This window comes from Streptacidiphilus neutrinimicus, assembly GCF_000787815.1.
Taxonomy (GTDB): Bacteria; Actinomycetota; Actinomycetes; order Streptomycetales; family Streptomycetaceae; genus Streptacidiphilus; species Streptacidiphilus neutrinimicus.
This window is the reverse complement of the sequence record NZ_BBPO01000030.1, coordinates 51,184-74,310: the sequence shown is the minus strand read 5'-3', so window position 1 is coordinate 74,310 and position 23,127 is coordinate 51,184. Positions and strand designations below refer to the sequence as shown.

The 23,127-nt window shown below is 72.7% G+C and carries 14 protein-coding genes; 6 read left to right on the top strand and 8 right to left on the bottom strand.

The genetic code is table 11. From position 1 onward, the window contains the following. Nucleotide 1: 1 nt before the first annotated feature. The 4 genes from TR48_RS20125 to TR48_RS20110 all read right to left on the bottom strand — a co-directional run bounded on the left by TR48_RS20125 (nucleotide 2) and on the right by TR48_RS20110 (nucleotide 6,650). Nucleotides 2-1,204 carry a cytochrome P450 family protein gene (locus tag TR48_RS20125; RefSeq protein WP_042369310.1) on the bottom strand — a complete coding sequence of 401 codons (1,203 nt, stop codon included), beginning with the start codon at nucleotides 1,202-1,204 and terminating at the stop codon, nucleotides 2-4. Then, nucleotides 1,201-4,641, bottom strand: a complete 3,441-nt coding sequence (locus tag TR48_RS20120) for a non-ribosomal peptide synthetase (RefSeq protein ID WP_063771018.1) — start codon at nucleotides 4,639-4,641, stop codon at nucleotides 1,201-1,203. Before TR48_RS20120 ends, TR48_RS20125 begins: the two co-directional genes overlap by 4 nt. Continuing rightward, nucleotides 4,638-6,254 (bottom strand): condensation domain-containing protein, encoded by a 1,617-nt coding sequence (locus tag TR48_RS20115; protein ID WP_084729577.1) that lies wholly within the window; start codon nucleotides 6,252-6,254, stop codon nucleotides 4,638-4,640. Before TR48_RS20115 ends, TR48_RS20120 begins: the two co-directional genes overlap by 4 nt. 168 nt (nucleotides 6,255-6,422) lie before the next feature. After that, a complete protein-coding gene (locus tag TR48_RS20110) occupies nucleotides 6,423-6,650 on the bottom strand; it encodes a hypothetical protein (RefSeq protein ID WP_042369308.1) in 228 nt (75 codons plus the stop codon). 152 nt (nucleotides 6,651-6,802) lie between these two features. Here TR48_RS20110 and TR48_RS20105 point away from each other — a divergent pair, with 152 nt between their 5' ends. The 4 genes from TR48_RS20105 (at nucleotide 6,803) to TR48_RS20090 (ending at nucleotide 11,156) form a co-directional block, all read left to right on the top strand. Next, nucleotides 6,803-7,783 carry a LuxR C-terminal-related transcriptional regulator gene (locus tag TR48_RS20105; protein ID WP_042369307.1) on the top strand — a complete coding sequence of 327 codons (981 nt, stop codon included), beginning with the start codon at nucleotides 6,803-6,805 and terminating at the stop codon, nucleotides 7,781-7,783. A 243-nt stretch (nucleotides 7,784-8,026) separates the two neighbouring features. Then, nucleotides 8,027-9,343, top strand: coding sequence for a cytochrome P450 (locus TR48_RS20100; protein ID WP_236652235.1), 1,317 nt, complete (start codon nucleotides 8,027-8,029; stop codon nucleotides 9,341-9,343). Continuing rightward, entirely contained in the window at nucleotides 9,340-10,155 is an 816-nt protein-coding gene (locus TR48_RS20095; protein ID WP_042369305.1) for a thioesterase II family protein, read from the top strand. The genes TR48_RS20100 and TR48_RS20095 overlap by 4 nt, the downstream gene beginning before the upstream one ends. A 14-nt stretch (nucleotides 10,156-10,169) precedes the next feature. Further along, on the top strand, nucleotides 10,170-11,156 hold the full coding sequence (locus TR48_RS20090; RefSeq protein WP_042369303.1) for an aldo/keto reductase: 987 nt from the start codon (nucleotides 10,170-10,172) through the stop codon (nucleotides 11,154-11,156). Nucleotides 11,157-11,228: 72 nt separating this feature from the next. On the opposite strand, the gene cimA is transcribed toward TR48_RS20090, so the two are convergent. The 4 genes from cimA to TR48_RS20070 form a co-directional block, all read right to left on the bottom strand. Then, nucleotides 11,229-12,818: a citramalate synthase gene (cimA, locus tag TR48_RS20085; RefSeq protein ID WP_042369302.1), complete on the bottom strand. Its 1,590-nt coding sequence runs from the start codon at nucleotides 12,816-12,818 to the stop codon at nucleotides 11,229-11,231. Nucleotides 12,819-13,058: 240 nt separating this feature from the next. After that, entirely contained in the window at nucleotides 13,059-14,156 is a 1,098-nt protein-coding gene (locus tag TR48_RS20080; protein WP_042369301.1) for a branched-chain amino acid aminotransferase, read from the bottom strand. A gap of 190 nt (nucleotides 14,157-14,346) precedes the next feature. Continuing rightward, the gene (locus TR48_RS20075; protein ID WP_042369355.1) at nucleotides 14,347-15,393 is read right to left on the bottom strand and encodes a 3-isopropylmalate dehydrogenase; all 1,047 of its coding nucleotides are present in this window, start codon (nucleotides 15,391-15,393) and stop codon (nucleotides 14,347-14,349) included. 121 nt (nucleotides 15,394-15,514) lie between these two features. Further along, nucleotides 15,515-18,097, bottom strand: coding sequence for a YfhO family protein (locus TR48_RS20070; RefSeq protein WP_052442810.1), 2,583 nt, complete (start codon nucleotides 18,095-18,097; stop codon nucleotides 15,515-15,517). 236 nt (nucleotides 18,098-18,333) lie between these two features. On the opposite strand from TR48_RS20070, the gene TR48_RS20065 reads away from it, so the two are divergent. After that, nucleotides 18,334-20,631, top strand: coding sequence for a PLL family lectin (locus TR48_RS20065; RefSeq protein WP_084729576.1), 2,298 nt, complete (start codon nucleotides 18,334-18,336; stop codon nucleotides 20,629-20,631). A gap of 218 nt (nucleotides 20,632-20,849) precedes the next feature. Continuing rightward, complete coding sequence (locus tag TR48_RS20060; RefSeq protein WP_042369346.1) at nucleotides 20,850-23,117, top strand: PLL family lectin; 2,268 nt, start codon at nucleotides 20,850-20,852, stop codon at nucleotides 23,115-23,117. The last annotated feature ends 10 nt before the right edge of the window (nucleotides 23,118-23,127 follow it).

Here is a 23,127-nt window from a genome sequence, read left to right as displayed (position 1 = left end):
GTCAGATTTCTCCGCCCAGATCGACGTAGAGGTGGTCGAGACCGACGTAGCTGAGGTTGGGACCCCAGACCGTGGCCTCCTCGGAGAGCCGGGCGTCGGGGAACCGTGCGGCCAGCCGGCGGAGCAGGATGGCGGCCTCCAGCCGGGCCAGCGGAGCGCCGACGCAGTAGTGCGGCCCGTGGCCGAAGACGAGGTTCCGCTCGCCGCCCGAGGTCACGGCCGGCGTCACGGCCGGAGCCGCGCTCGCACCCGTCACCGGGCAGACGGCGGCGTCCGGCTCGGCGGCCTCGTCGAGAGGCCCCTGGCCGGTGAGGCTCACCAGCACCAGGTCGCCCTCGCGCAGCCGGGCCCCGGCGAACTCCTGGTCGTGGGCGACCACGCGGCCGAGATGCCGCAGCGGCGGGCGGGTGACCAGGACCGACTCGACCAGACCGGCCACCGCGCCGGACCGCGCACCGGCCGTCTCGCTCCGGACGCCCGACCACACCTCCCGGTCGCCGAGGGCGGTCAGGACGGTCGAGCCGAGCAGCGAGGCGGTGGTCTCCAGCCCGCCGAAGAGACACATGGCCCAGGTCGCGATGGTCCTGGCCCGGTCGGCGGGGGTGTCGGTGGGGAAGCCCTCCAACGCCCGTGCGCCGGTGAGCGCCTCGGACATCTCCACCATCACCTGGTGGGCGGCCTGCGCGTGGTCCCTGCGGTACATGGCGCCGATGAACAGCGACAGCGTCCGGGACCAGTGGTGCAGCACGGGCGGCGGGACGTCGACGCCGACGATGTGCGCCATCACCCGCCCCGAGACGCCCTCCGCCACGGTCGGCATGACGTCCTGCGGGCGGGTCGCGGCGAGTTCGGTCAGGCACTCGTCCGTGATCTGTTCGATGTGCGGCGCGAGCGACCGGATGTAGGAGGGGGAGAGCATGCGCTGCACCGGGCGGCGCAGCGCGGAGTGCTCGGGGGCGTCGGCCTGGACGAACCAGAGCCGCAGGAACTCGGTGAGCTCGCGGTACTCGGCCCGCGCCACGTCCGTCATGTAGAGCTGGAAGGAGCGCTCGAAGGTCCCCGAGGCGAAGCCGGGGTGGTTGAGGACCTGCTGTGCCAGCCGGGGGTCGGCCACGACCCAGCAGTCCAGGCCCTCGTCCCACTCCGGCGCCCGCACGTCGTCCACCAGGGACGACGGCGGGACCGGTGCGGCGGTGCGGGTCATCGGTGGGCGGCCTTCTCGACGAGCGCCTTCTCGATCAGCGCGATCAGTCCGCCGGGGGTGGGCGCCAGCAGGAACTCCCGCAGGCGTACGTTCGCGCCCAGCTCCTCCTTGACCTTGCGCATGAGGCGCACGGCGCCGAGGGAGTTGCCGCCGATCATGAAGAAGTCGGTGTCCTCGACGACGTCGCCGACCGGGTCGCCCTCGATGACGGCGGCGAACAGCGCGGCGACGCGCTCCACGGCCACGACCGCCGGGGCCGGCTCCGGCGCGGACGGCGCGGCGGCGGAGCGCCGGGCCGGACCGGCCACGGCGGCCAGTGCCCGCCGGTCCACCTTGCCGTTGGCGGTGACCGGCAGCCGGTCCACCACGGCCCACAGGTTGGGGATCATGTACGACGGCAGCTTCTCCGCCAGCAGGTCCCGCAGCGCGACCGCGTCGACAGCGGCCTCGGGTACGAGCACCACCGCGGCGACCAGGCGCTTGTCCGCGCCGCCCCCGTCGGTCACCGTCACCACGGCGTCCTGGACCTCGGGGTGCTCGCTCAGCACGTCGCTGATCGCGCTCAACTCGACCCGGTAGCCGCGCAGTTTGACCTGGTCGTCGGCCCGGCCGAGGAAGTGCAGCCGACCCTTGGCGTCGATCCGCACCAGGTCCCCGGTGCGGTACAGGCGCTCCGGTACGTCCGGGGAGAGGTGGCCGAACACACGGGCCGTCTCCGCCTCGTCGCCGAGGTAGCCGTCGGCGAGCCCGGCTCCGCCGGTGTAGAGCTCGCCGACCGCGCCGGGCGGGAGCAGACGCCGGCGGGCGTCCAGGACGTACACGCGGGTGCCTGGAACCGGGCGGCCGATCGGCAGCGGACCGTCCACGTCCTCGGCGCGAAGCACCGAGTGGGTGGTGGTGAACGTGGTGTTCTCGGTCGGGCCGTAGCCGTTGGTGATGACGATGCCGGGGTGCCGGGACAGGACCCGGGCGGTGTGCTCGTGCGGGACGACGTCGCCGCCGGTGAGCAGCTGGTGCAGGCCGCGCAGCGAGTCCGGGGCGAACTCCTCGACCAGCCGGAAGAGTCCGGCGGTCAGCCAGGCCACGGTGATCCCGCGCTCCTTAAGGAACGCCCCCAGCTCGGTCGGGGAGGCGAGACCGGCCGGGTGCACCTCCAGGGAGGCGCCGGTGAGCAGGGCGCCCCACAGCTCCAGGGTGGAGGCGTCGAAGGAGAGCGGCGCGAGCCGCAGCATGCGCTCGCCCTTGCCCAGCCGTACGTATCCGGCCTCGTGGATCAGCCGGATGACGGCGCGGTGGGGTACGCAGACGCCCTTGGGCTGGCCGGTCGAGCCGGACGTGAAGGCCACGTAGGCCAGGCGCGCCGGGTCGGCGGGCGCCGTCGGCACGGTGCCGGCCGGTACCGGCTCCCAGTCGGGCCGCCAGGTCGCCACGGCAGGTACGCCGAGGCCGGCGAAGCGCCCGGCCGCCGGGCCGTCGACGGCGCCGACCAGGGCGGCGGCGGGCCGGGCCCGGTCCAGCAGCTTGACCAGGTGGCTCTCGGGAAGCTCCGGGTCGAGGCCCACGTACGCGGCGCCGGCCCAGGTCACGCCGAGGACGGCGACGGCCTCGGCCACCGAACGCTCGACGCCCACCACGACCCGGTCGCCCGGCCGTACGCCCGCGGCGGTCAGCAGGCGGGCCTGCTCGGCCGCCGCGTCGGCCAGCTGACCGTAGGTCAGGGTGTGCGAGCCGTCGCGTACCGCGACGGCGTCCGGCGTGAGCGCGGCCGCCTCGCGGAAGAGCGCGTCGAGCGAGGTGTCCGGGAAGTCCAGGCCGCTCTCGTTGACCTCGTCGAGCAGCGCCCTGGCCTCACCGGAGATGCCGCGTACGTCCTCGAGGCGGGTCTCGCCGGCCTGTGCGAGCTCGCCGACGGTGGCGCGGAAGTCGGCGACGAAGGCCTCGGTCTCGGACCGGCGCCAGACGCTGGTCGCGTACTCGAGGTGCCCGGCGTAGGACGGGTCGGCCTGGCCGACCAGCATGGTCAGGTCGAACTGCGAGCCGCCGCCGTGGCCCTCCTCGATCTGGACCCGCAGCCGACCGGCGGTCAGCTCCCTGGGTACCAGCTGGTCGTGCATGCCGAAGCAGACCTGGACCAAGGGGTGGCAGCTCAGGCTGCGCTCGACGCCCAGCCGGGCGACGAGCTCCTCGAAGGGCAGGTCGCCCGCGTCGATTGCGGCGGCGAGCGAGGCGTGCACCCCGCGCAGGTAGGTCGCCACGTCGACGTCGTCGTCCACGTCCACGCGGACCGGTACCAGGTTGCCCGAGACGGCGATCAGGCCGCGCAGCTCGGAGGTGCCGCGGCCGAGCAGGGGTACGCCCACCAGCAGGCTGCGGACGCCGGTGCGGCGGGCCAGGGTCAGCCCGAAGGCGCCCAGCAGGAAGGCGTACGGCGTGATGCCGAACGCGCGGGCCTGCGCGGCGACGTGGTCGGTGACGTCCGGGCCCAGGTCGAGTCCGACGCGGTCACCCGCGCCGTTCTGCACGGTGGGACGCTGCCGGTCGGCGGGGAGGTCGAGGACGGTCGGCGCCCCGTCGAGCCGGGTGCGCCAGAACTCGGTCTGCTCGTCCCAGGCGCCGCGGTCGCGGGCCGCCTGCTGGTACCGGCGCAGCGCCGACAGCGGCGTGCCGGCGCCCAGCAGCGCGGCGCGGTCGGCCGCGGCGTTGAGCGCCGCGTACGTCCCGAAGACCTCCTGCAGCAACTGGCCCACCGCGTGGCCGTCGAGGACCATGTGGTGCGCCGCGAGGACGAGGGCGCTGCGCTCGTCCGGCCCGTTCCAGTAGGCGAACCGGTACGCGGGGGCGGCGGCGAGGTCGAAGGGCTCCCGGCCGAGCTCGGCGCCCTGGCGGCGCACGGTGCTCTCGAACGCCTCGGCCTGGCCGTCGTAGGGGTACTCGACGAGCTCGGGGGTGTAGGCGGGCAGGATCTCCTGCACCACGTCGTCCGCGGTCTCGCGGACCACGGTCCGCAGCCCCTCGTGACGGGCGACCGTTTCGGCGACGGCCTTGGCGAGCAGCTCGCGGTCGAGTCGGCCGCCCTGGGTGAAGCAGCGGAAGACGAGGTTGTACGGGGAGCCGCCGGCGACGCGCTCGATCAGCCACATGCCGCGCTGGGCGGGGGTGAGCGGCTGCTCGGCGGCGCGCTCGTCGAGCTCGGCCGTGCCCTCGGGTACCTCGGGGGCGACGGGGGTGGCGCCGTCGAGTACCCGGGCGAGCGGGGCGTCGCCGAGCAGGTCCATGACGGCCACGCGCAGTCCGAGGTCCTCCTGGAGGACCGCGACGAGGCGCATCGCGCGCAGCGAGTCGCCGCCGAGGGCGATGAAGCTGTCTTCGCCGAAGACGTCCGGGGTGTCCGGGAGTTCCAGGATCCGGGCGGCGAGCGAGTGGACGGTGGCGGTCATCGGGTGGCCTCTCCCGCGATCAGACCGGCCTGGGCGCTGACGGTCGGGGAGCGGAACAGGTCCATGGTCCGTACCTCGCGGCCCGAGGCCTGGCCGAGGCGCTCCACCAGCAGGACCAGCAGCAGCGAGTCGCCGCCGGACTCGAAGAAGCTGACGTCGTCGGCCACGTCGTCGGTGTCCAGTACCTCGCGCCAGATGGAGCGGACGAGCTCCAGGCGGGCGGCGGGGTCGTCCAGGTCGACGGCCGGGGCGGTGAGGGTGGTGGACTCTTCGAGCACGATTCTCTCCGGGAAGGTAGCGAGGTCCGCGGCGCTGCGCCGCAGAGCGTCGAGGAAGCGGTGGACGTCGCCGGTGTCGAACACGTGGACCGGGTAGTCCAGGGACAGTGCGAGGCGACGCCCGTCGGGCGCGTCCTCCAGGCGGACGAACAGGGCCAGGTCGTACTTGATGAACATCGGGTCCAGCGGCCGGAGTCGGCCGGTAGCCCCGGCCGCCAGCTCCACCGTCCGCGGCGCCTCGTCGAGGTTGACCAGGACCGGGGAGAGGGGTGGCCACAGGGCGTTGCGGTCGGGGTTGAGCGCGGCTGACACCGCGTCGAGCGGCACGTCGCTGTCGACGAAGGCCTCCATGCCGCCGAGACGTACGCCGGCGAGCAGGTCGTGCCAGGTGTCCTCGGGGCCGACGGCGGCGCGGAGCACGACCGTGGTCATGAACATCCCGATCACCTCGGCGGTGGCGGGATCGTCGCGGCCCGGCCAGGCGAAGGCGATCAGGAAGTCGCGCTGCGGCCCCGTGCGGGCGAGCGTCGCGGCGAGCAGGGCGACCCCCACCATGAAGGGGGTGCAGCCCTCCCGGGCCGCCACCGCCATCACCCGGGCGGTGGTCTCCGGGTCGATCGAGACCTGGGCGGAGGCGCCGAGCAGGGACTCCTCGGGCCCCACGTCCGGGGTGCGGGCGAGCGGGAGGTGGATCCCGGTCGGGGCGCCGCGGAGCCGGTCGACGACCTCGGCGACCTGCTCGGCGATCACCTCCGGGGTGCGGTCGGCGACGACCGACGCCGGGTGCGGCGGGCTGCTCAACTCGGGGGCGACGCCGGCGACGGCCGCCCGGTAGAGGGCGCAGACATCCTCCAGGAGCATGCCGCGGGAGACGCCGTCGAAGATGATGTGATGCACGTTCAGGACGAGCAGGGTCCGCTCCGCCGACAGGCGGATCACCTCGGCCCGCGCGGGCGCGTCCCGGGCGAGGTCGAAGGGCGCGGTGCACAGGCTCCGGACCCGGTCGTCGACCTGGTCCTCGGTCCAGCCCTCGACCTCGGCGTCGAGGAGGACCGGCTCGGCCGGTGGGCCGTCGGTGTGGTACTCGACCCGGCGCCGTTTGACGTCGAGCCGGAACCGGGCCCGCAGCGACGGATGACGGCGGAGCGCGTGTCCGACCGCCGCAGTCAGCGCCGGGTGGTCCACGCGGCCGGCGAACTCGACGACCGTGGGGACCAACTGGGTGGGACGCAGCACCTGGTCGCGGTCCAGGACCCAGATGCCCTGTTGCACCCGGGTGGCTGGATACCAGGTGTATCCGTCTGGTGACGGAGCGTGCGTCTCTGCGGGCAGCACGAGAGGACCTCCGGAAGGCTGGGACAGGTTTGTGGAAAGGGGGTGCGGGAGACGGGCCCCGGATCCTCAGGGGCGGTCGCGCGGCCGCTCGCGTCAGGCCTCGTGGGCCACGGATACGACGAGCCGGCTCAGAAGGGGGTCAGGCTCGGCAGGGGCTCGGGAGGAGACTCAGCCCCACTGGGAGTCGACCGGGCCCGCGGGGGCCACGGGGGCCGCGGCCGAGTCGGCCTGGACCGTGGTGGACGTGGTGGCCGTGGTGCCCGGGGTCGCTCCCCACTGGGAGTCGGCTACGGCGGTGGCCGGCTTGCCGCTCTCGACAGCGGCGGTGAATCCGGTGGCGATCAGGAGCGAGAGAGCAAGAGCGGCCAGATGGCGCTTGGAAACGTGCTGAAACATCTCTTACCTTGCCTTCTTCGTGGTTCGGGCAATTGGTTGGTGCGGAAATTCGTGGTCGGTTCCCCGCTCGAAATCATGCTTGCTGCGTGTACACCAGGTCTCGTCGATCGAGGAGGATGATCCTGCAATGCGACAACCAGCAAGGTGGAAATATGTGTGCGAGTTCGGACAGTCGGGGTGAACACAGACCCGTCGAGATCTGCGCGGACGGGCTCCAGTACTACTCGGACGCCCTGCAGGGCCGGGTGAGGTCGGGCGACTGCCCCTCCTGTCTGCTCGACCTGGGGCTCGTTCAGCACCTGCCGGACGGCAGCCTGGCCCCGATCCCGCCCCGGCTGGCCGGAGGCGCGGAGATGGACCGGCTGGAGCGCGCCATCGAGGAGAAGCGGAGCTCGCTCGGCACCCTGCGCGCCTCCATCGCCAAGGCGCAGGAGATCTACCTGGACAGCTACGGCAAGGGGGACTCCGGGCTGATCCGCGTGGTGCAGGGCTCCAGCGCGATCAGCGCGACCCTCTCCGCGGCCGTGCACGCCTGCCAGGAAGAGCTCCTGACAGCCCAGCCGGGAGGCCAACGTCCCCAGGAGCTGCTGGACAAGGCGCTCACCAGCGATCTGGCCGCGCTGGAACGGGGAGTCGCCCAACGGACGATCTATCAGCACATGGTCCGCTCACACCAGCCCACGCTCACCTACGCGGAACGGATCGTGCAGGCCGGCGGCGAGATCCGGACGCTGGACGAGGTCTTCAACCGGCTGATCGTCTGCGACCGCAGGATCGCGTTCATCCCCGACCCCGCCGCCGAGCGGAGCGAGATCGCGCTCGCCGTCGAGCACCCCGGTGTGGTCCGGTACCTGGTCAGCGTCTTCGATCACGCCTGGCAGCGCGCCTCGCCGATGCCCGCCTACCCCAGCAACCGGCTGCCCCCGCTGCTGACCGACGAGGTGCGCCGGGCGATCCTGCGGCACATGGTGAACGGGTACACCGACGAGGCGATCGCCGCCCGGCTCGGCATGAGCACGCGCAGCGTGGCCAACCACATGCGCTGGGCGGCCGAACTGTTCGGCAGCCGCAGCCGGGCCCAGCTCGCCTACCTGATCGCCAGGAGCGGCTTCCTGGAGGACGCGTCGGAGTAGGTCCTTCACGTCTCCCCCGCCGTCATGTAGCTTGTACGCACAGCGTCATCCCGTGCCGGCCCTTCCCTGGCCACGGCACCGCGCAGACCGGTTGGTTCCCCGTCGCGCCACGCTGGGTCCGCCGGGTCGTCATTCCCGGTCTTCGAGCCCCATCTCCTGTCGCGTGCGCCGCGCCGTTCCCACGGCGCGGCGCCGCGTCACGGCGCGTCTCCACCGCCCGCCCAGGCGAAAGGAAGACGGGTCTTGACCGTCCACGCCATCTCCGCCCCTGCCGTACCGTCGCTCACGCCCCCGCCCGGCTGCCCGATGCACGCCGCCGCGACCGGAGCCGTCAACGCGCTGGACCTGGTCGACCCGGGTCTCTACAGCGACGGCGACCCGCACCCGGTCTGGCGCCGACTGCGCTCGCTCGACGTGCTGACCCGTCACCACATCGACGAGGACCGCTGGTTCTGGAACGTCGTCCGCTTCGAGGACGCCGACCGCGTGCTGCGGGACACGGCGACCTTCACCTCCGAGCGCGGCACCATGCTCGACCTGCTGGGTCTCGACGACCCGGCCAGCGGCAAGCAGCTGGCCGCCACCGACCCGCCGCGCCACACCGAGATGCAGGCCCGCCTCAAGAAGGCCCTGGCCATCAAGTCCGTCGACCGGCAGCGCGAGATGATCCGCGATCTGGTCGTACCGCTCCTCGAACCGCTGGGCGACGGCGGCACCTTCGACTTCGCGCAGGCCATGCTCGCGATGCCGATGTCGGTCACCGGCACCATGATGGGCCTGCCCACCGGGGACTGGGCCTGGCTGAACCGCCTGACCACCGTGTGCATCGCCGCCGACGACCCCGAGTACCAGGAGCCGGACGGCCGCAACGCCACCCTGAAGGCCGCCCACCGCGACCTGTTCGCCTACTTCCAGGACCTGGTCAGGTTCCGCCGCAACCACCTCGGCGACGACCTGCTCAGCGTCCTGATCTCCACTCGCTTCGAGGGTCGCCACATGGCGCCCGACGAGATCGTCGCCAACTGCTACAGCCTGCTGCTCGGCGCGAACGTCACCACGCCGCACGCGCCCAACTTCGTGATGGCCGAGTTCATCGGGTCCGGCGTGCTCCAGGACTGGGCGGCGCACCCCGAGGTGGACGCCACCGCGCTGGAGGAGTCGCTGCGCTGGGCCTCCCCGGTCAACCACTTCCTGCGCTACGCCACCCACGACGTGGAGATCCGCAACACCCTGATCAAGGCCGGGGACCCGGTCGTGGTCTGGCTCGGCTCCGCCAACCGGGACGACCTCGTCTTCGCCGGGGGCAGCGAGTTCGACATCCGCCGCAAGCCCAACAAGCACCTGGCCTTCGGCATCGGACCGCACTACTGCATCGGCCACAGCGTCGCCCGGGTCACCCTGAAGACCATGTTCCACGAGCTGTTCACCCGCTTCGAGGACTTCCAGCCGGCCGGCCGCCCCGAGCGTCTGCGGTCCAACTTCGTCTCCGGCTACAAGCACATCCCGATCACCGCCCGGCCCGCGCGCGGCGGCAACGGCCGGGCGAGGAGCTCCGTATGACGGTCCTCTCCGACCTGTCCGGGCCCCGCAGGGCGGCGCCCGTCGCGCCGACCGGCACGCCGTGGCTGCGCCGCTTCCACACCGCCCCGGACGACGCCCCGCGCCTGCTGGTCCTGCCGCACGCGGGCGGCAACGCCTCCTACTTCTTCCCCCTCTCGGCCGCGCTGGCCGAGCACGCGGACGTACTGGTGGTGCAGTATCCGGGCCGTCAGGAACGTTTCGGCGAGCCGTGCGTGGAGTCGCTGCACGAGCTGGCCGACCTGGTGGCCGCCGCGCTGTGCGACGGGACGGCGCCGCTGCTGGACCGCCCCTTCTCGGTCTTCGGGCACAGCATGGGCGCCTCCCTCGCCTTCGAGGTCGCCTGCCGGCTCCGTGACGCCGGCCACCCGCCCGCGGCCCTCGCCGTCTCGGGCCGCCGCGCCCCCTCGATCCCGGCGCCGGGCGCGGTCCACCGCGCCGACGACGCCCGGCTCATCGCGGACATCAAGCTGCTCGGCGGCACGGACGAGCGGATGCTCGACCACCCGGAGCTGCTGGCCGCGATCCTGCCCGCCGTGCGCAGCGACTACGTGGCCACCGAGACCTACCGGTTCCGCGGCGCGGCCCCCCTGGACTGCCCGGTCACCGCGCTGATCGGCGACGTCGACCCGCGGGTCGACGAGCCGCAGGCACAGGCCTGGCGCACGCACACCACCGGCGCCTTCCGCCTGCGTTCGTACCCGGGCGGCCACTTCTTCCTCGTCCCCCACCTGGCCGCAGTCGTACAGGAACTGCGCGCCGACCTGCCGGCCGTCCGGCCGGCCCACTCCTGACCGAAAGGGAAATCATGAAGTACCGCGTCATCGGAAGCTCCCCGGAGACCCGCCGCGAGGTCAGCGTACTGAGCCTGGGTGCCATGACCTTCGGCACCACCGTGGACGAGGCCACCTCCTTCGCGATCCTCGACCGCTTCGTCGAGGCGGGCGGCACGTTCATCGACACCTCCAACAACTACGCGTTCTGGGTGCACGGCACGCAGGGCGGCGAGAGCGAGGAGCTGGTAGGCCGCTGGCTCAAGGCCCGCGGCGTCGGCGACGAGATCACCATCGCCACCAAGCTCGGCGCCCGTCCCAACCAGCCGACCTCGGGCTTCAGCCTGGACGTGGAGGGCCTGTCCGCCAAGGTCATCCGCGAGTCGTCGGAGCGCAGCCGCGAGCGCCTCGGCATCGAGAGGATCCACCTGCTCTACGCGCACATCATGGACGAGCACACCCCGCTGGAGGAGACCGTCCAGGGCTTCGCCGAGGTCGTCGCGGACGGTGTGGCCGGCCTGCTCGGCGCCAGCAACCACTGGGCCTGGCGGGTCGAGCGCGCCCGCGCCCTCGCCAAGGCGGCGGGCCTGCCCGGCTACGAGGTACTGCAGCACCACCACAGTTACCTGCGCCAGCGCACCGACGTCCCGAGCCTGCGCTCGCCCGACGGCAACCAGGGCCTGGTCAGCGGGGACCTGCTCAGCTACCTGCGCGCCAATCCCGAGCTCACGCAGGTCTCCTACTCGCCGCTGATCTCCGGCGCCTACGTCCGCGACGACAAGCCGCTCGGCCCGGGCTTCGACCACGCCGGCACCGAGCCCCGGCTCAAGGCGGTCCGGGAGGTGGCGGCCGAGACCGGCGCGACGGTGAACCAGGTGGTACTCGCCTGGCTGATGGGCGGCGACATCCCGGTCCTCCCGCTCGTCGGCGCCTCCTCGGTGGCGCAGCTGGAGGAGAGCCTCGCCGCGGCGGACCTCGAACTCACCGCCGAGCAGCGGGCGAAGCTCGACTCGGCCAACTGATTCCCGCGACGCCTCCCGCTCGTCCCGCACCGCCGCGCACGCGGTGCGGGACGCGGCGGCGGGGCGGTGTCGTCAGGGGGTGAGGCCGGCGCGGACCAGGCCGAAGGTGTAGGCGTCGTCCAGGGCCTGCCAGGAGGCGCCGATGACGTTCTCGGCGACGCCGACCGTGGACCAGGTGGACTCGCCGTCGGTGGTCTCGATCAGGACGCGGGTCTTGGAGCCCGTGCCGTGCTGGCCCTCCAGGATGCGGACCTTGTAGTCCGTCAGTTCCAGCCGGGCCAGCTGGGGGTAGAAGCGGCCCACCGCGGCCCGCAGGGCCGCGTCGAGCGCGTCGACGGGGCCGTTGCCCTCGCCCGTGGCGACGATGCGCTCGCCCTTGGCCCAGAGCTTGACCGTGGCCTCGTTGGCGGTGGAGCCGTCGGCCCGCTGCTCGGCGATGGCACGCCAGGACTCGAGGGTGAAGAACCGGTCCTGGACGCCCTGGACCTCGGCCCGGAGCAGCAGTTCGAAGGAGGCGTCGGCCGCCTCGAAGGTGTAGCCCGCGAGCTCCTTCTCCTTGACCCGGTCGACCACACGTCCCGCCAGGTCGCGGTCGGTGGAGAGGTCGTAGCCCAGCTCCTTGCCCTTGAGCTCGACTGAGGCGCGGCCGGCCATGTCGGAGACCAGCATCCGCATGGTGTTGCCCACCAGCGCCGGATCGGTGTGCTGGTACAGGTCCGGGTCGACCTTGATGGCGGAGGCGTGCAGGCCCGCCTTGTGGGCGAACGCGGAGACGCCGACGTAGGGCTGGTGGGTGGAGGGGGTGAGGTTGACCACCTCGGCGATCGCGTGCGAGATCCGGGTCATCTCAGCCAGTCGGCCCTCGGGCAGGACGCGCCGGTCGTGCTTCAGCTCCAGCGCGCCCACGACCGGGAAGAGGTTCGCGTTGCCGACCCGCTCGCCGTAGCCGTTCGCGGTGCACTGGACGTGAGTCGCGCCCGCGTCCACCGCGGCAAGGGTGTTGGCGACGGCGCAGCCGGTGTCGTCCTGGGCGTGCATGCCGAGGCGCGCGCCGGTCTCGGCGAGGACGTCGGCGACGATCTCGCGGACTCCCGCGGGCAGCATGCCGCCGTTGGTGTCGCAGAGCACGACCACGTCCGCGCCGGCCTCGTGCGCCGCCCGGACGACCGCCAGGGCGTACTCCCGGTTGGCCTTGTAGCCGTCGAAGAAGTGCTCGCAGTCGATGAACACCCGCTTCCCCTGGGCGCGCAGGTACGCGACGCTGTCGCGGACCATGGCGAGGTTCTCCTCCAGCGTGGTGCGCAGCGCCAGGTCGACGTGGCGGTCGTGGGCCTTGGCGACGAGCGTGACCACCGGTGCCCCGGAGGCGACCAGCGCGCGCAGCTGCGCGTCCTCCTCCGCGGTGCCGCCCGCCCGGCGGGTCGCGCCGAAGGCGACCAGCTGGGCGTTCTCCAGCTTGAGTTCGGTGGCGGCGCGGGCGAAGAACTCGGTGTCGCGCGGGTTGGCGCCCGGCCAGCCGCCCTCGATGAAGCCCACGCCGAACTCGTCCAGGTAGCGGGCGATGGCGAGCTTGTCCGCGACGGTGAGGTTGATGCCCTCGCGCTGCGCGCCGTCGCGCAGCGTGGTGTCGAAGACGTGGAATTCGTCGGAGAGGGAACTCATGGCCGGTGGTCTCCTGTCACGGTGGCTGCTCGTTCAACGAAAAAGACCCCTCGCGGATGCGAGAGGTCTGCACGCTGGCTGGTTCTTCTTCCGAGAACTCAGGCCGGCGCGCTGCAGCTGATAATCAGTGCGAGCTTGGGCACGTTCGCAGTTTGACACAGCGGCCGCGAAACGGGCCGCGCATCTTGCGATGCGAGATGCGCGGCCGTCCTACGAATTCGCTGACGCGACGACGGTCTTCTAGACGATCGGGTGCATCCAGCCGTGGGAGTCCTCGCGCTGACCGGTCTGCAGCGCCAGCAGCGTCTCGCGCAGCTTCATGGTGACCGGGCCCGGCTTTCCGTCGCCGACCTGCCAGTCGCCGCGGGCGGACTTGACCGAGCCCACCGGGGTGATCACGGCGGCGGTGCCGCAGGCGAAGACCTCGGTCAGGGCGCCGGCGGCGTTCGCCTCGCGCCACTCGTCGGTGGAGATCTTGCGCTCCTCCGTGGCGAGGCCGAGGTCGCCGGCGATGGAGAGCAGCGAGTCACGGGTGATGCCGGGCAGCAGCGAGCCGGAGAGCTCGGGGGTGACGACCTTGGCGTCCTCGCCCTCGCCGAAGACGAAGTAGAGGTTCATTCCGCCCATCTCCTCGATCCAGCGGCGCTCCACGGCGTCCAGCCAGACGACCTGGTCGCAGCCCTCGGCGGCGGCCTGGGCCTGGGCGACCAGCGAGGCGGCGTAGTTGCCGGCGCACTTGGCCGCGCCGGTGCCGCCGGGCGCCGCGCGGACGTACTCCTCGGAGATCCAGACCGAGACCGGCTTGACGCCGCCGGGGAAGTAGGCGCCGGCCGGGGAGGCGATCAGCATGAAGAGGTACTCGTTGGCCGGGCGCACGCCCAGGCCGACCTCGGTGGCGAACATGAACGGACGCAGGTAGAGGCTGGCCTCCTCCTGAGTCGGCACCCACGCCTGGTCCTGAGTGACCAGGGCCTCGACGGCGGCGACGAAGAGCTCCTCGGGCAGCTCGGGCATGGCCAGACGGCGGGCGGACGCCTGGAAGCGGGCGGCGTTGGCCTCCGGGCGGAAGGTCTGGATGCGACCGTCCGCGGTGCGGTACGCCTTCAGGCCCTCGAAGATCGACTGACCGTAGTGGATGGTCATGTTGGCCGGGTCGATCTCCAGCGGGCCGTAGGGCACCAGCTGGGCGTCGTGCCAGCCGCGCCCCTCCGTCCAGCGGATGGTCACCATGTTGTCGGTGAAGAAGCGGCCGAAGCCGGGAGAGGCCAGACGGGCCTCCCGCTCGGCGGCGGGCAGCGGATGGGCCGAGGGCTTGAGCTCGATTGAGAGGGAGGTCATCGACGTTTGTCCTTCACCGTGTCGTCTTGGCGGGTCCTCGGCGGGCGAGTCCCCAGGGTCGATAGTCGCACTGATCGGGCCGTGAGCGACAGCCAGGTGCGGTGGGCCCGCGTCGGTGAGGAGCGCAAACGCGCAGCACCGGGCCGTCGCCGGCCCGGTGCTGGGTGGAGCTGCTACGGGAGCCGGCGGGTCAGCCGGCTACTCGGGCGGCGAGCGCGTCGCCGATCTCCGAGGTGGTGCGCGGCGCGTTGAGCGAGGCGCGCTCGGCCAGGTCGGCGGCGACGGCGGCATCGATCGCGGCGGCCTCCGCGGTGTAGCCGAGGTGGTTCAGCAGCATGGCGACCGACAGGACCGTGGCGGTCGGGTCGGCCTTGCCCTGGCCGGCGATGTCCGGGGCGGAGCCGTGGACCGGCTCGAACATAGACGGGAACGCGCCGGAGGGGTTGATGTTGCCCGAGGCGGCCAGGCCGATGCCGCCGGTGACGGCCGCGGCGAGGTCGGTCAGGATGTCGCCGAAGAGGTTGTCGGTGACGATCACGTCGAAGCGCTCGGGCTGGGTGACGAAGAAGATCGTCGCCGCGTCGACGTGCAGGTAGTCGGTGGTGACCTCGGGGTACTCGGCTGCCACCGCGTCGAAGATCCGCTTCCACAGGTGGCCGGCGTGGACCAGCACGTTGTTCTTGTGGACCAGCGTGAGCTTCTTGCGCGGGCGGGCCTGCGCGCGGGCGAAGGCGTCGCGGACGACGCGCTCGATGCCGAAAGCGGTGTTCAGGCTGACCTCGGTGGCGATCTCCTGGTCGGTGCCGGCGCGCAGCGAACCGCCGTTGCCGACGTAGGGGCCCTCGGTGCCCTCGCGCACCACGACGAAGTCGATCTCCGGGTCGCCGGCGAGCGGCGAGCGGACGCCCGGGAAGAGCTTGCCGGGGCGCAGGTTCACGTGGTGGTCGAAGGCGAAGCGCAGCTTCAGCAGCAGCCCGCGCTCCAGCACGCCGGAGGGCACGGACGGGTCGCCGATGGCGCCCAGCAGGATCGCGTCGGCTTCCTTGAGCTCCTCCAGCACGCTGTCCGGCAGGGTCTCGCCGGTGGCGTGGTAGCGGCGGGCGCCGAGGTCGTACGCGGCGGTCTCCACCTTCACGTCGGCGGGAAGTGCCGAGGACAGGACCTTGAGCCCTTCGGCCACGACCTCCTGGCCGATACCGTCACCAGGGATCACTGCGAGGCGGAGAGTGAGCGACATGCGGTCGACCATACTCCGGCGTCCATGCTGTGACACGTATCGTCCGCACTCTGGACGCACGGGCGAGCCCCGGAGCACGGCGCGCTCCGGGGCTCGGGGTCCGCGACCGGCGGTTTCGGACCTATCGGGTCACGGGCAGCGACGCGGTCGGGTGCGGCGCCGCGGGGGCGGTCAGGGGCTCGGCCGGGCGTCGGCGGCGACGCCACCAGGTGACGGCGAGGACGCCCATCACCGCGAGGCAGCCCGCGGCGGAGCCGGCCAGGCCGGGGGTGAGGCCCGGCGGGGTGTAGTCGCAGGCGATCCGCTGCGCGCCCCCGCCCCCGGCCAGCGGCACGCCGAGCATGCCGGCGTAGGAGGTCGGCGTCTTCGCCGCGCCCCCGTTGACCGAGCAGGTCCAGCCCTTCACGTCCGTCGCGGCCACGACCGCGGTGCCGGTCGTGCCGGCCGGGAACGAGGCCTGCAGGTGTCCGCCCTGGACCTGCAGCGCCGTCGGCGCGGTCAGCGCCGACGCCGCCGTCGCGGCCTTCAGCGCCGGCAGGCTCAGGCAGCCCACGGCGTACTCCGGGATCTGCTGACCGGCGCGGGCCGTCGTGAACGCGACCTGCCCCCGGCCGGAGGCCGGGACGTCGCCGAGGAAGCGCACGCCGGTGCTGAGCACCGGGTACGCGCCGTTGAGGGTGCGCGCCTTGCCGAAGGCGGTCACCGTGCCCTGGAAGTAGGGGGCGTAGAGGAACGCCGCGCTGCCTGCCCGGCACTGGAAGCCGTACGTGGCCGGTGAGCCGGCCGCGACGGGGTACGCCTGGCTGCCGCCGACCCCGCCCAGCGCGGCCTGCGACGCCGCGGCCGCCGGGCCGGCCTGGCCGAGCCGCGGGACCTGGTAGACGGTCGCGCCGAGCAGCGCCTGCTGGTCCGCCCACACGGTGCCGGTCGGGGCCCCGTGGGGATCCGTGCCGTCGCCGGTGTGGACGGTGACCAGCGGGACGGGCGGGACCGCGGACGGCTTCACCGAGACCGTGCCCGCCGAACGGCCGCCCGCCACCCCGGCCGTCAACGTGCGGCCCACGCTGAGCAGCGCCTGGGAGACCGGGTCCGACGGCGCGCTGATGTGGCGTCCCGCCATCGCCCAGGGGAGGCCCAGCTTCTGCAGCGCGGTGGCCGTCACGGCCGGGATGTAGCTGCTGTAGAAGGAGCCGCCTTCGGAGTCCATCAGGATCGGGTCGTTGTCCGTGACGAAGACGTCGGAGCCGACGTCGAAGCGCTGCTGCGGCCACGCGTCGGCGGACTTGACCGCCGCGTAGCCGGAGGAGGTGACGCTGTTGAGGGTCGTCCGGGTGCCGGTGTAGCCCTGAAGGTCCGTGGCGTTGTAGACGGCGAGGGTGCCGCCGGCGAAGACGCCGACGGTCAGCAGGCCGCAGACCAGCCGCCGCCGCGCGGGCGCGAGGCCCTCCCGGCCCAGCACGACGAGCGCGCCGACCGCCAGCACGCCGCCCACGCCGAGCAGCGCCCAGCTGAGCCTGTTGGCGGTGTGCGTGCCGACGGTGACCAGCGCGAGCAGGGCCAGCAGGCCACCGCCGCCGAGGACGGCGCGGCGGTCCGGGCGGTTGGCCAGAGCCAGCCAGGCCGCCATCACCATGAAGCCGCTCAGCACGAAGGTCTCGCGCCACGGGACGCCGTGCGGGATCGCGAAGCCCTGCCAGACCAGCGCGGTGGTGTGGACGGTGAAGGAGACGGCGGTGAGCACGATCAGCGCCAGCCAGCCGATCCGCGCCCGGACCGGGACCCTCCGCTGGAACGGCAGGACCAGGACGAGCAGCAGCACCAGCACGCCGACGAAGACGTTGGGCCGGTTGACCGTCGGGGTGAACACGCCCGGCAGGAACTTGGCCAGGTAGTCCAGCGGCCCCACGGCCACCGAGATCACATAGCTCTCGGAGGGCTGGGCGTCGCCGGAGGCCAGGCCCGAGACCAGGATCGCGGGGGCGGCCAGCATCAGGCCGACCCCGGACATGGTGGCGGCCCGCCACAGCACCCGCAGCCTGTCGCGCAGGTCCAGCTCCTCGGCGAGCAGCAGGCGCAGGAGCAGGACCAGCGTCGCGCCGATCATCGCCATGGCGGCGACGTAGAAGTTGGCGTACCAGCACAGGCCCACGACCAGGGTGCCCGCGACCCAGCGGCGGCCCTGGAGGCACCAGTCGGCGGCGATGCAGAGCATCGGCAGCGCCGCCAGGCCGAACATCCACATCGGCACGATCGAGCCGTCGAGCACCGACCAGCCGCACAGGGCGTATCCGACCGACAGCAGTGCACGGAGCCAGCCGGAGCCGGGCTGGAGCCGGCCCAGGAAGACCGTCATCATCGCGGCGCCCAGGCCCATGCTGAGCACCGAGACCAGGAAGACCGGGAAGTCGACCTCGTTCCGCGGGAAGAGGCCGACCAGCAGCGAGAAGGGGTTGGCCAGGTAGGTGAAGTACTCACCGAGGAAGCCGACGCCGTAGGAGCTGTTCCAGTTGAAGGACAGGCTGTTGTGGCCGACGCCGTGGAGCAGGTCCCACAGGCCGACGTGGAACGGCACGTACTGGTTGCGGAGGTCGTTCATCGCCCGCGAGTGGCTGCCGAACGGATAGGTGCCGTAGATCGCCAGGCCGGTGCAGTAGGCCGCCATGGACAGCACGGCCGACAGGCTCGCCGCCTTGATGCTCCGCAATTGGGTGCCTGCTCTCGGGCTGTGGCGGGAGGCGCCCGACGGCCCTCCGCGACGCACCTTCCCAGCAGTGAACTTGTGACCTTCGGAAGGGAACAGTGTAGCGGCCTGCCGCGTCCAGTCACACGTAAGAGCGATCGCAGCGACCCTCTCCGTGGCCGCCTCTCCCGGTGGGCTAGGGTTTCGCTGCCGCGTCGCGGGTTGATATCTGGAAATGGGTTGAAGGAGACACGCCTCACATGGCAGAAGGCATGGCCGGCCGTCTGGCGGGGGGATTGACGAGGCGTCGGGCACTTCGGCTTGGCGGAGGCGTCGCGGCCGCGACGCTGGCCGGTGTCTCCGGGTGGGAGCTGTACCAGGGGGTCTTCCGGCCGGCCCGGGACACCGCCGCAGTGGCGACGCCGGGCGTCGCCTCGCCGATAGGGCAGAGCACCGGCACCGCCTTCGTCCACGTGATCGCCCATGCCGACGACGGCCTCTACTTCCACGACCCCGAGCTGGCACTCGCCATGAAGTCCGGCCACCCGTGCGTCGTGGTCTGTCTGACCGGCGGTGAGTCGGACGGCTACAACGGCCTGGAGGGCCAGGAGCTCCAAGGCAAGAAGCCTCCGCACCCGCTCGGCCCCCACAACCGGCCCGCCTACGTCCGGGCCCGGATGAACGCGCTGCGTCGCGCGCTGGCCTGGACAGCCACCGGCGACCTCCAGAGCTCGTGGACCATCAGCGCCGGCGAGCTGGTGCCCGGACACCAGGTGGAGATCAACACCCTGGAGGACGCGCCGAACGTCAAGCTGTACTGGCTGCAGCTCCAGGAGAACCGCACCATCGCCCGCCCGAACCCGGACAGCCTGCGGGGGCTCTACCTCGGGGCCACGGCGACGCTGGGCACGGTGCGCCCCCAGGAGAGCCCGGTCCAGGGCACGTTCCAGTACTCCCGCCAGGACGTCGTCGACTCGCTCAAGGCGGTCTTCCGCAAGTACCGGCCCTCCCTCGTGCGCACGCTGGACGCCAACCCGATCCACGCCCAGAAGCAGCCGCCGAACTACGGCAACGGCAAGCAGCCGCCGGTGCCGCAGCTGCGTCTGCCCGTGTACACCGACCACGCGGACCACATCTACTCGGCGCTCTTCGCCCACCAGGCGCTCGAGGAGTACTGGGCCGACGACCGGCAGTCGCGGCTCTGCCAGGTCGAGACCTACCGCGGCTACGTCAACGAGTTCCTGCCGTGGAACCTGGGCGTCGACCTGCTCGCCCCCAAGCGGGAAGCGCTGGAGATCTACGCCGGCATGGAGACGCCGCTCGCCCCCTGCGCCGACCCGGCCGGATGCGCGGACCACAAGCTCAGCACGTTCGACGTGACCGAGCGCTGGGCGCGGAGCACGCGGTACGTCGCGCCCGGCGCGCCGGACTGGGTGGCCCGGCTGAGCGACGGCAGGCTCGCCGCGTTCGCGCTGCTCAACGGCGGCGCCATGCAATGGGTGCAGCGCAGCGCCGGCGAGGACGGCTGGACGGGGCCCACGCAGGTGGGAGGGTCGGGCCTGACGGGCCAGATCTCCGCGGTGCGTCAGCCCGACGGCAGCCTCGCGCTGTTCTCGGTGCGGATGGTGCTCGACCAGGATCCGCAGCGGTCGGTCCGCGAGGTGGTGTTCGCCACGCAGATCAGCGGTCTGGACAAGCCACTGGTCTTCGGCGACTGGCAGAGCCTCGGCGCTCCGGACGGCGACCCGGTGCAGAACATGGAGATGGGCTTTCCGACCGTCACGGTGGACCCGAACGGCAACACCTACGTCTTCGTGCGCACCTTCTCCGGCGGGGTCGCCTTCCGGGTCCGCAACGCCGAAGGCGCCTGGCAGCCGTGGGCGAGCCTGGGCGGCGACGTCCGGGCCTTCGGCCTGATCGGGGTGCAGGACGGCCTGGCCGCCGTGGCCGCCCCGGACGGGCGGGTGCACGTCTTCGCGCCGGGCGCCAAGGCGCTGGCCTACTGGGTCTCCCCCACGCCGGGAGCGGTGCCGCGTCCGGCCACCGCCGTCGGCCTGCCGCTCTCCTCGGGGCCGTTGAGCGGCCTCGCGCTGGCGGACGGAACGATTCGCCTGTGCTACCGCGAGCCCGGGACGAGCACCATCGTCGTCGCGGAGCTCGCGCCGAAGGCGAAGGCGTGGCGGGTCGTCGACAACCTCCCCGACGCCGGCGGTTACGGCCTGGTCGTGGCGCGGGAGACCGGATCCGCCGGTGCGGCGACGGGTGTGGCCATGGTCACCCGCAACGACGCGGGCGGCGTCGCGGCCGCGGCCGCGGCGGGCACGGGCCTGCCCGCCGCCTGGCAGTCGAACGCGGACTTCCACGTTCATGTGCCCGGCCTGGCCGTGGACGTGAAGGGCCGGGCCGTGGCGGCGGCGATGCGCGCGGACGGTGCGCTCTACCTCTCGCGGCAGACCTCCGCGGCTCCGGGTGCGCCGTTCACCGACTGGGCCCCGGCCGCGGACCGCGCCCTCGGCGGCGAGAACCCGGCCCAGACGGCGAACCAGCAGGGGGTCTGACACTGCGGCGGTCGAACGGCCGGGGGCCCCCGACCCGGGCCGGAAACGGCGCGGAACCGAACCGCCCCCGCCTCGCGTCCTCTGGGTGAACGCGGGGGAAGGGGCGGGGGAACACGCTCTTACCGTGTGTTCTTGCACGGCTGCCGTATCGTGCCGCAGCGGCCTCCGCCGCGATGAACGTCAGATGTGCCGACAGGCAGAAAGCCCTCGCTCCGATGATGAACTTCCGCTCCGCGGTCCCGCTCACCCGACGCCGCGTCCTCGCGCTCGGGGGCGGCGTGGCCGTCACCGGCCTGGCGGCGGCCGGGGTTTGGGAGCTGCTGCCCGACGGAGCCGGAGCGGGCGGTCGGCAGGACGCCGAGGTCGGCCGTTCGACCAGCGTCGACGCGGTCACCACCGGGCTCTCCTACGTCCATGTCATCGCGCACGCCGACGACGGGCTCTACTTCCACAACCCCGACCTGATGCTCTCGATCAGGAAGGCGGTGGCGGGCGGGGCTGACTCCGTGACGGTCTGTCTCACCGGCGGCGAGTCCGACGGCCTGAACCTGTCTCACACCAAGTTCCACCACGGCGGGAAGTACCGGTACAGCCGGCCCGACTTCGTCCGTGCCCGGATGAACGGCCTGCGTGCGGCCCACGCCCAGATGGCGACCGGCCGTTGGGACGCTCCCTGGGACATCACCGCCGACGAGCTGATACCCGGCTTCCAGGTGGAGCTGAACACGCTGCGCGACCATCCCCACGTCCAACTGGTCTGGATGGAGCTGCGGGAGGCCCGCTCCGTGGCCATGGCCAACCCGGTCAGCCTGCGGGGCCTGTGGCTGGGCGCAGAGGACACGCTGCCGACCCTGGTGCCGACCGAGAGCCCGGTCCGCTCCAGCTACGCCTATACCCGGCAGAACGTGATCGACTCCCTGGTCGCGCTCTACCAGCGCTGGAACCCGACGGTCGTACGGACCCTGGACCCGAATCCGATCCACATCCCGACGCAGCCCAGGAACTTCGGCGGCGGCAACCGGCTGCCCGCGCCCGCGCTGCGCGTGCCGCTCTACCTGGACCACCAGGACCACACCTACTCGGCGCTCTTCGCGCACCAGGCGCTGCAGACCTACTGGGCCTCCGCTCGCAACCCGCGCGAGTGCAGCGTGGAGTCCTACCGCGGGTACGTCAACGCCAACCTTCCGGCGAACCTCGGCCCCGTCATCCTGCGCACCAAGCAGGCGCTGCTCAACACGTACGCCTGGGGCGACAACCGCGACTGCGGCGACCCCGCCGGCTGCGGCGACCTCAAGGTCGGCCCGCTGGGTGCGCGCAACGGCTGGTCCCGCAGCATCCGCACCACCGCCCCGGGCTCCACCGACTGGGCGGTCAGGCTCGGCGACGGGCGGCTCGCGGCCTTCGCGGTCCTGAACGGGCAGGCCGTGCAGTGGGTGGAGCGCGACTCCGGCTCGGGCGACTGGACCGGCCCGGTCGCCGTCGACGCCACGGACAGCGGGAACGGCCTCGCCGGACAGATCTCGGCCGTGCAGCAGGCCAACGGCCTGGTCGCCCTGTTCGCCATCCGCACGAGTTTCGACACCGGCCTGCAGCGCCAGCGACGCGAGGTAGTGACCTGCGTGCAGCAGGGAACCCCCGCCAAGGGCGCGCCTGCGGCCTTCGGCCCGTGGCAGAGCCTGGGCACTCCCGGGGACGACCCGCAGAAGTCGCTGGAGATGGGCTTCCCCGCGGTGGTGCTGGACCACAGCGGAGCGTTGAACCTGGTGGTCCGCGACTGGTCCGGATCGGTCAGCTCACGGCAACAGCCCCCGGGCGGCGCCTGGAGCGACTGGGTCACCGCCGCCCTCCCCGCCGGACTGGCGTCCAAGGGCTACGTCGGCGTCCTGGACGGGCTGGGCGTGACCGCGACCCCCGACGGCGCCGTGCACGTGTTCGCCGGCTCGCCCAAGGCGCTGGTCCAGTGGTCCACCCAGGGCCCCGGCACGCCGCTGCGGCCCGGCACCCCCACCGGTCTGCCCGGCTCCTGCGACGCCGTCACGGCCGTGACGCTGCGGGACGGCACCGTCCGCCTGGTCTACCGCGAGCCGGTCAGCGGCCGGGTCCTGGTCACCGACCTGAAGCCCGGCGCGAAGAGCTGGCAGATCGACGAAACCCCCGAGACCGTCGGGGGTTACGGCCGGATCGCCGCCCTCGCCCAGTCCGGAGCCGCCGCACCGGGCCTGGTCCTGGCCGCGCGCGACGACGACGGCGGCGTGGCCGCCGCGACGGCCCCCGGGCTGCCGACCGCGTGGGAGCACGGCGGCCCGTTCCACGTGCACTCCCCCAGCCTGGTCGAGGACGGGGCCGGACACGTCGTCGCGCTGACGCTCGGCCCCGACGGACGCCTGGTGGTGGCGCGCGCCGCCACGGCCACCGCGGGTGCCGCGCTGGGCTCCTGGCGGGTCGTCGGCGACCGGCCGGGAGCGAAGTCGAGTCGTACGAACTGACGGCGGACGG

Excerpts from the sequence above, each read along its gene's own strand:
- TR48_RS20125 (WP_042369310.1), bottom strand. The coding sequence starts at position 1,204 with ATGACCCGCACCGCCGCACCGGTCCCGCCGTCGTCCCTGGTGGACGAC.
- TR48_RS20120 (WP_063771018.1), bottom strand. The coding sequence starts at position 4,641 with ATGACCGCCACCGTCCACTCGCTCGCCGCCCGGATCCTGGAACTCCCG.
- TR48_RS20110 (WP_042369308.1), bottom strand. The coding sequence starts at position 6,650 with ATGTTTCAGCACGTTTCCAAGCGCCATCTGGCCGCTCTTGCTCTCTCG.
- TR48_RS20105 (WP_042369307.1), top strand. The coding sequence starts at position 6,803 with ATGTGTGCGAGTTCGGACAGTCGGGGTGAACACAGACCCGTCGAGATC.
- TR48_RS20095 (WP_042369305.1), top strand. The coding sequence starts at position 9,340 with ATGACGGTCCTCTCCGACCTGTCCGGGCCCCGCAGGGCGGCGCCCGTC.
- TR48_RS20090 (WP_042369303.1), top strand. The coding sequence starts at position 10,170 with ATGAAGTACCGCGTCATCGGAAGCTCCCCGGAGACCCGCCGCGAGGTC.
- cimA (WP_042369302.1), bottom strand. The coding sequence starts at position 12,818 with ATGAGTTCCCTCTCCGACGAATTCCACGTCTTCGACACCACGCTGCGC.
- TR48_RS20080 (WP_042369301.1), bottom strand. The coding sequence starts at position 14,156 with ATGACCTCCCTCTCAATCGAGCTCAAGCCCTCGGCCCATCCGCTGCCC.
- TR48_RS20075 (WP_042369355.1), bottom strand. The coding sequence starts at position 15,393 with ATGTCGCTCACTCTCCGCCTCGCAGTGATCCCTGGTGACGGTATCGGC.
- TR48_RS20065 (WP_084729576.1), top strand. The coding sequence starts at position 18,334 with ATGGCAGAAGGCATGGCCGGCCGTCTGGCGGGGGGATTGACGAGGCGT.
- TR48_RS20060 (WP_042369346.1), top strand. The coding sequence starts at position 20,850 with ATGAACTTCCGCTCCGCGGTCCCGCTCACCCGACGCCGCGTCCTCGCG.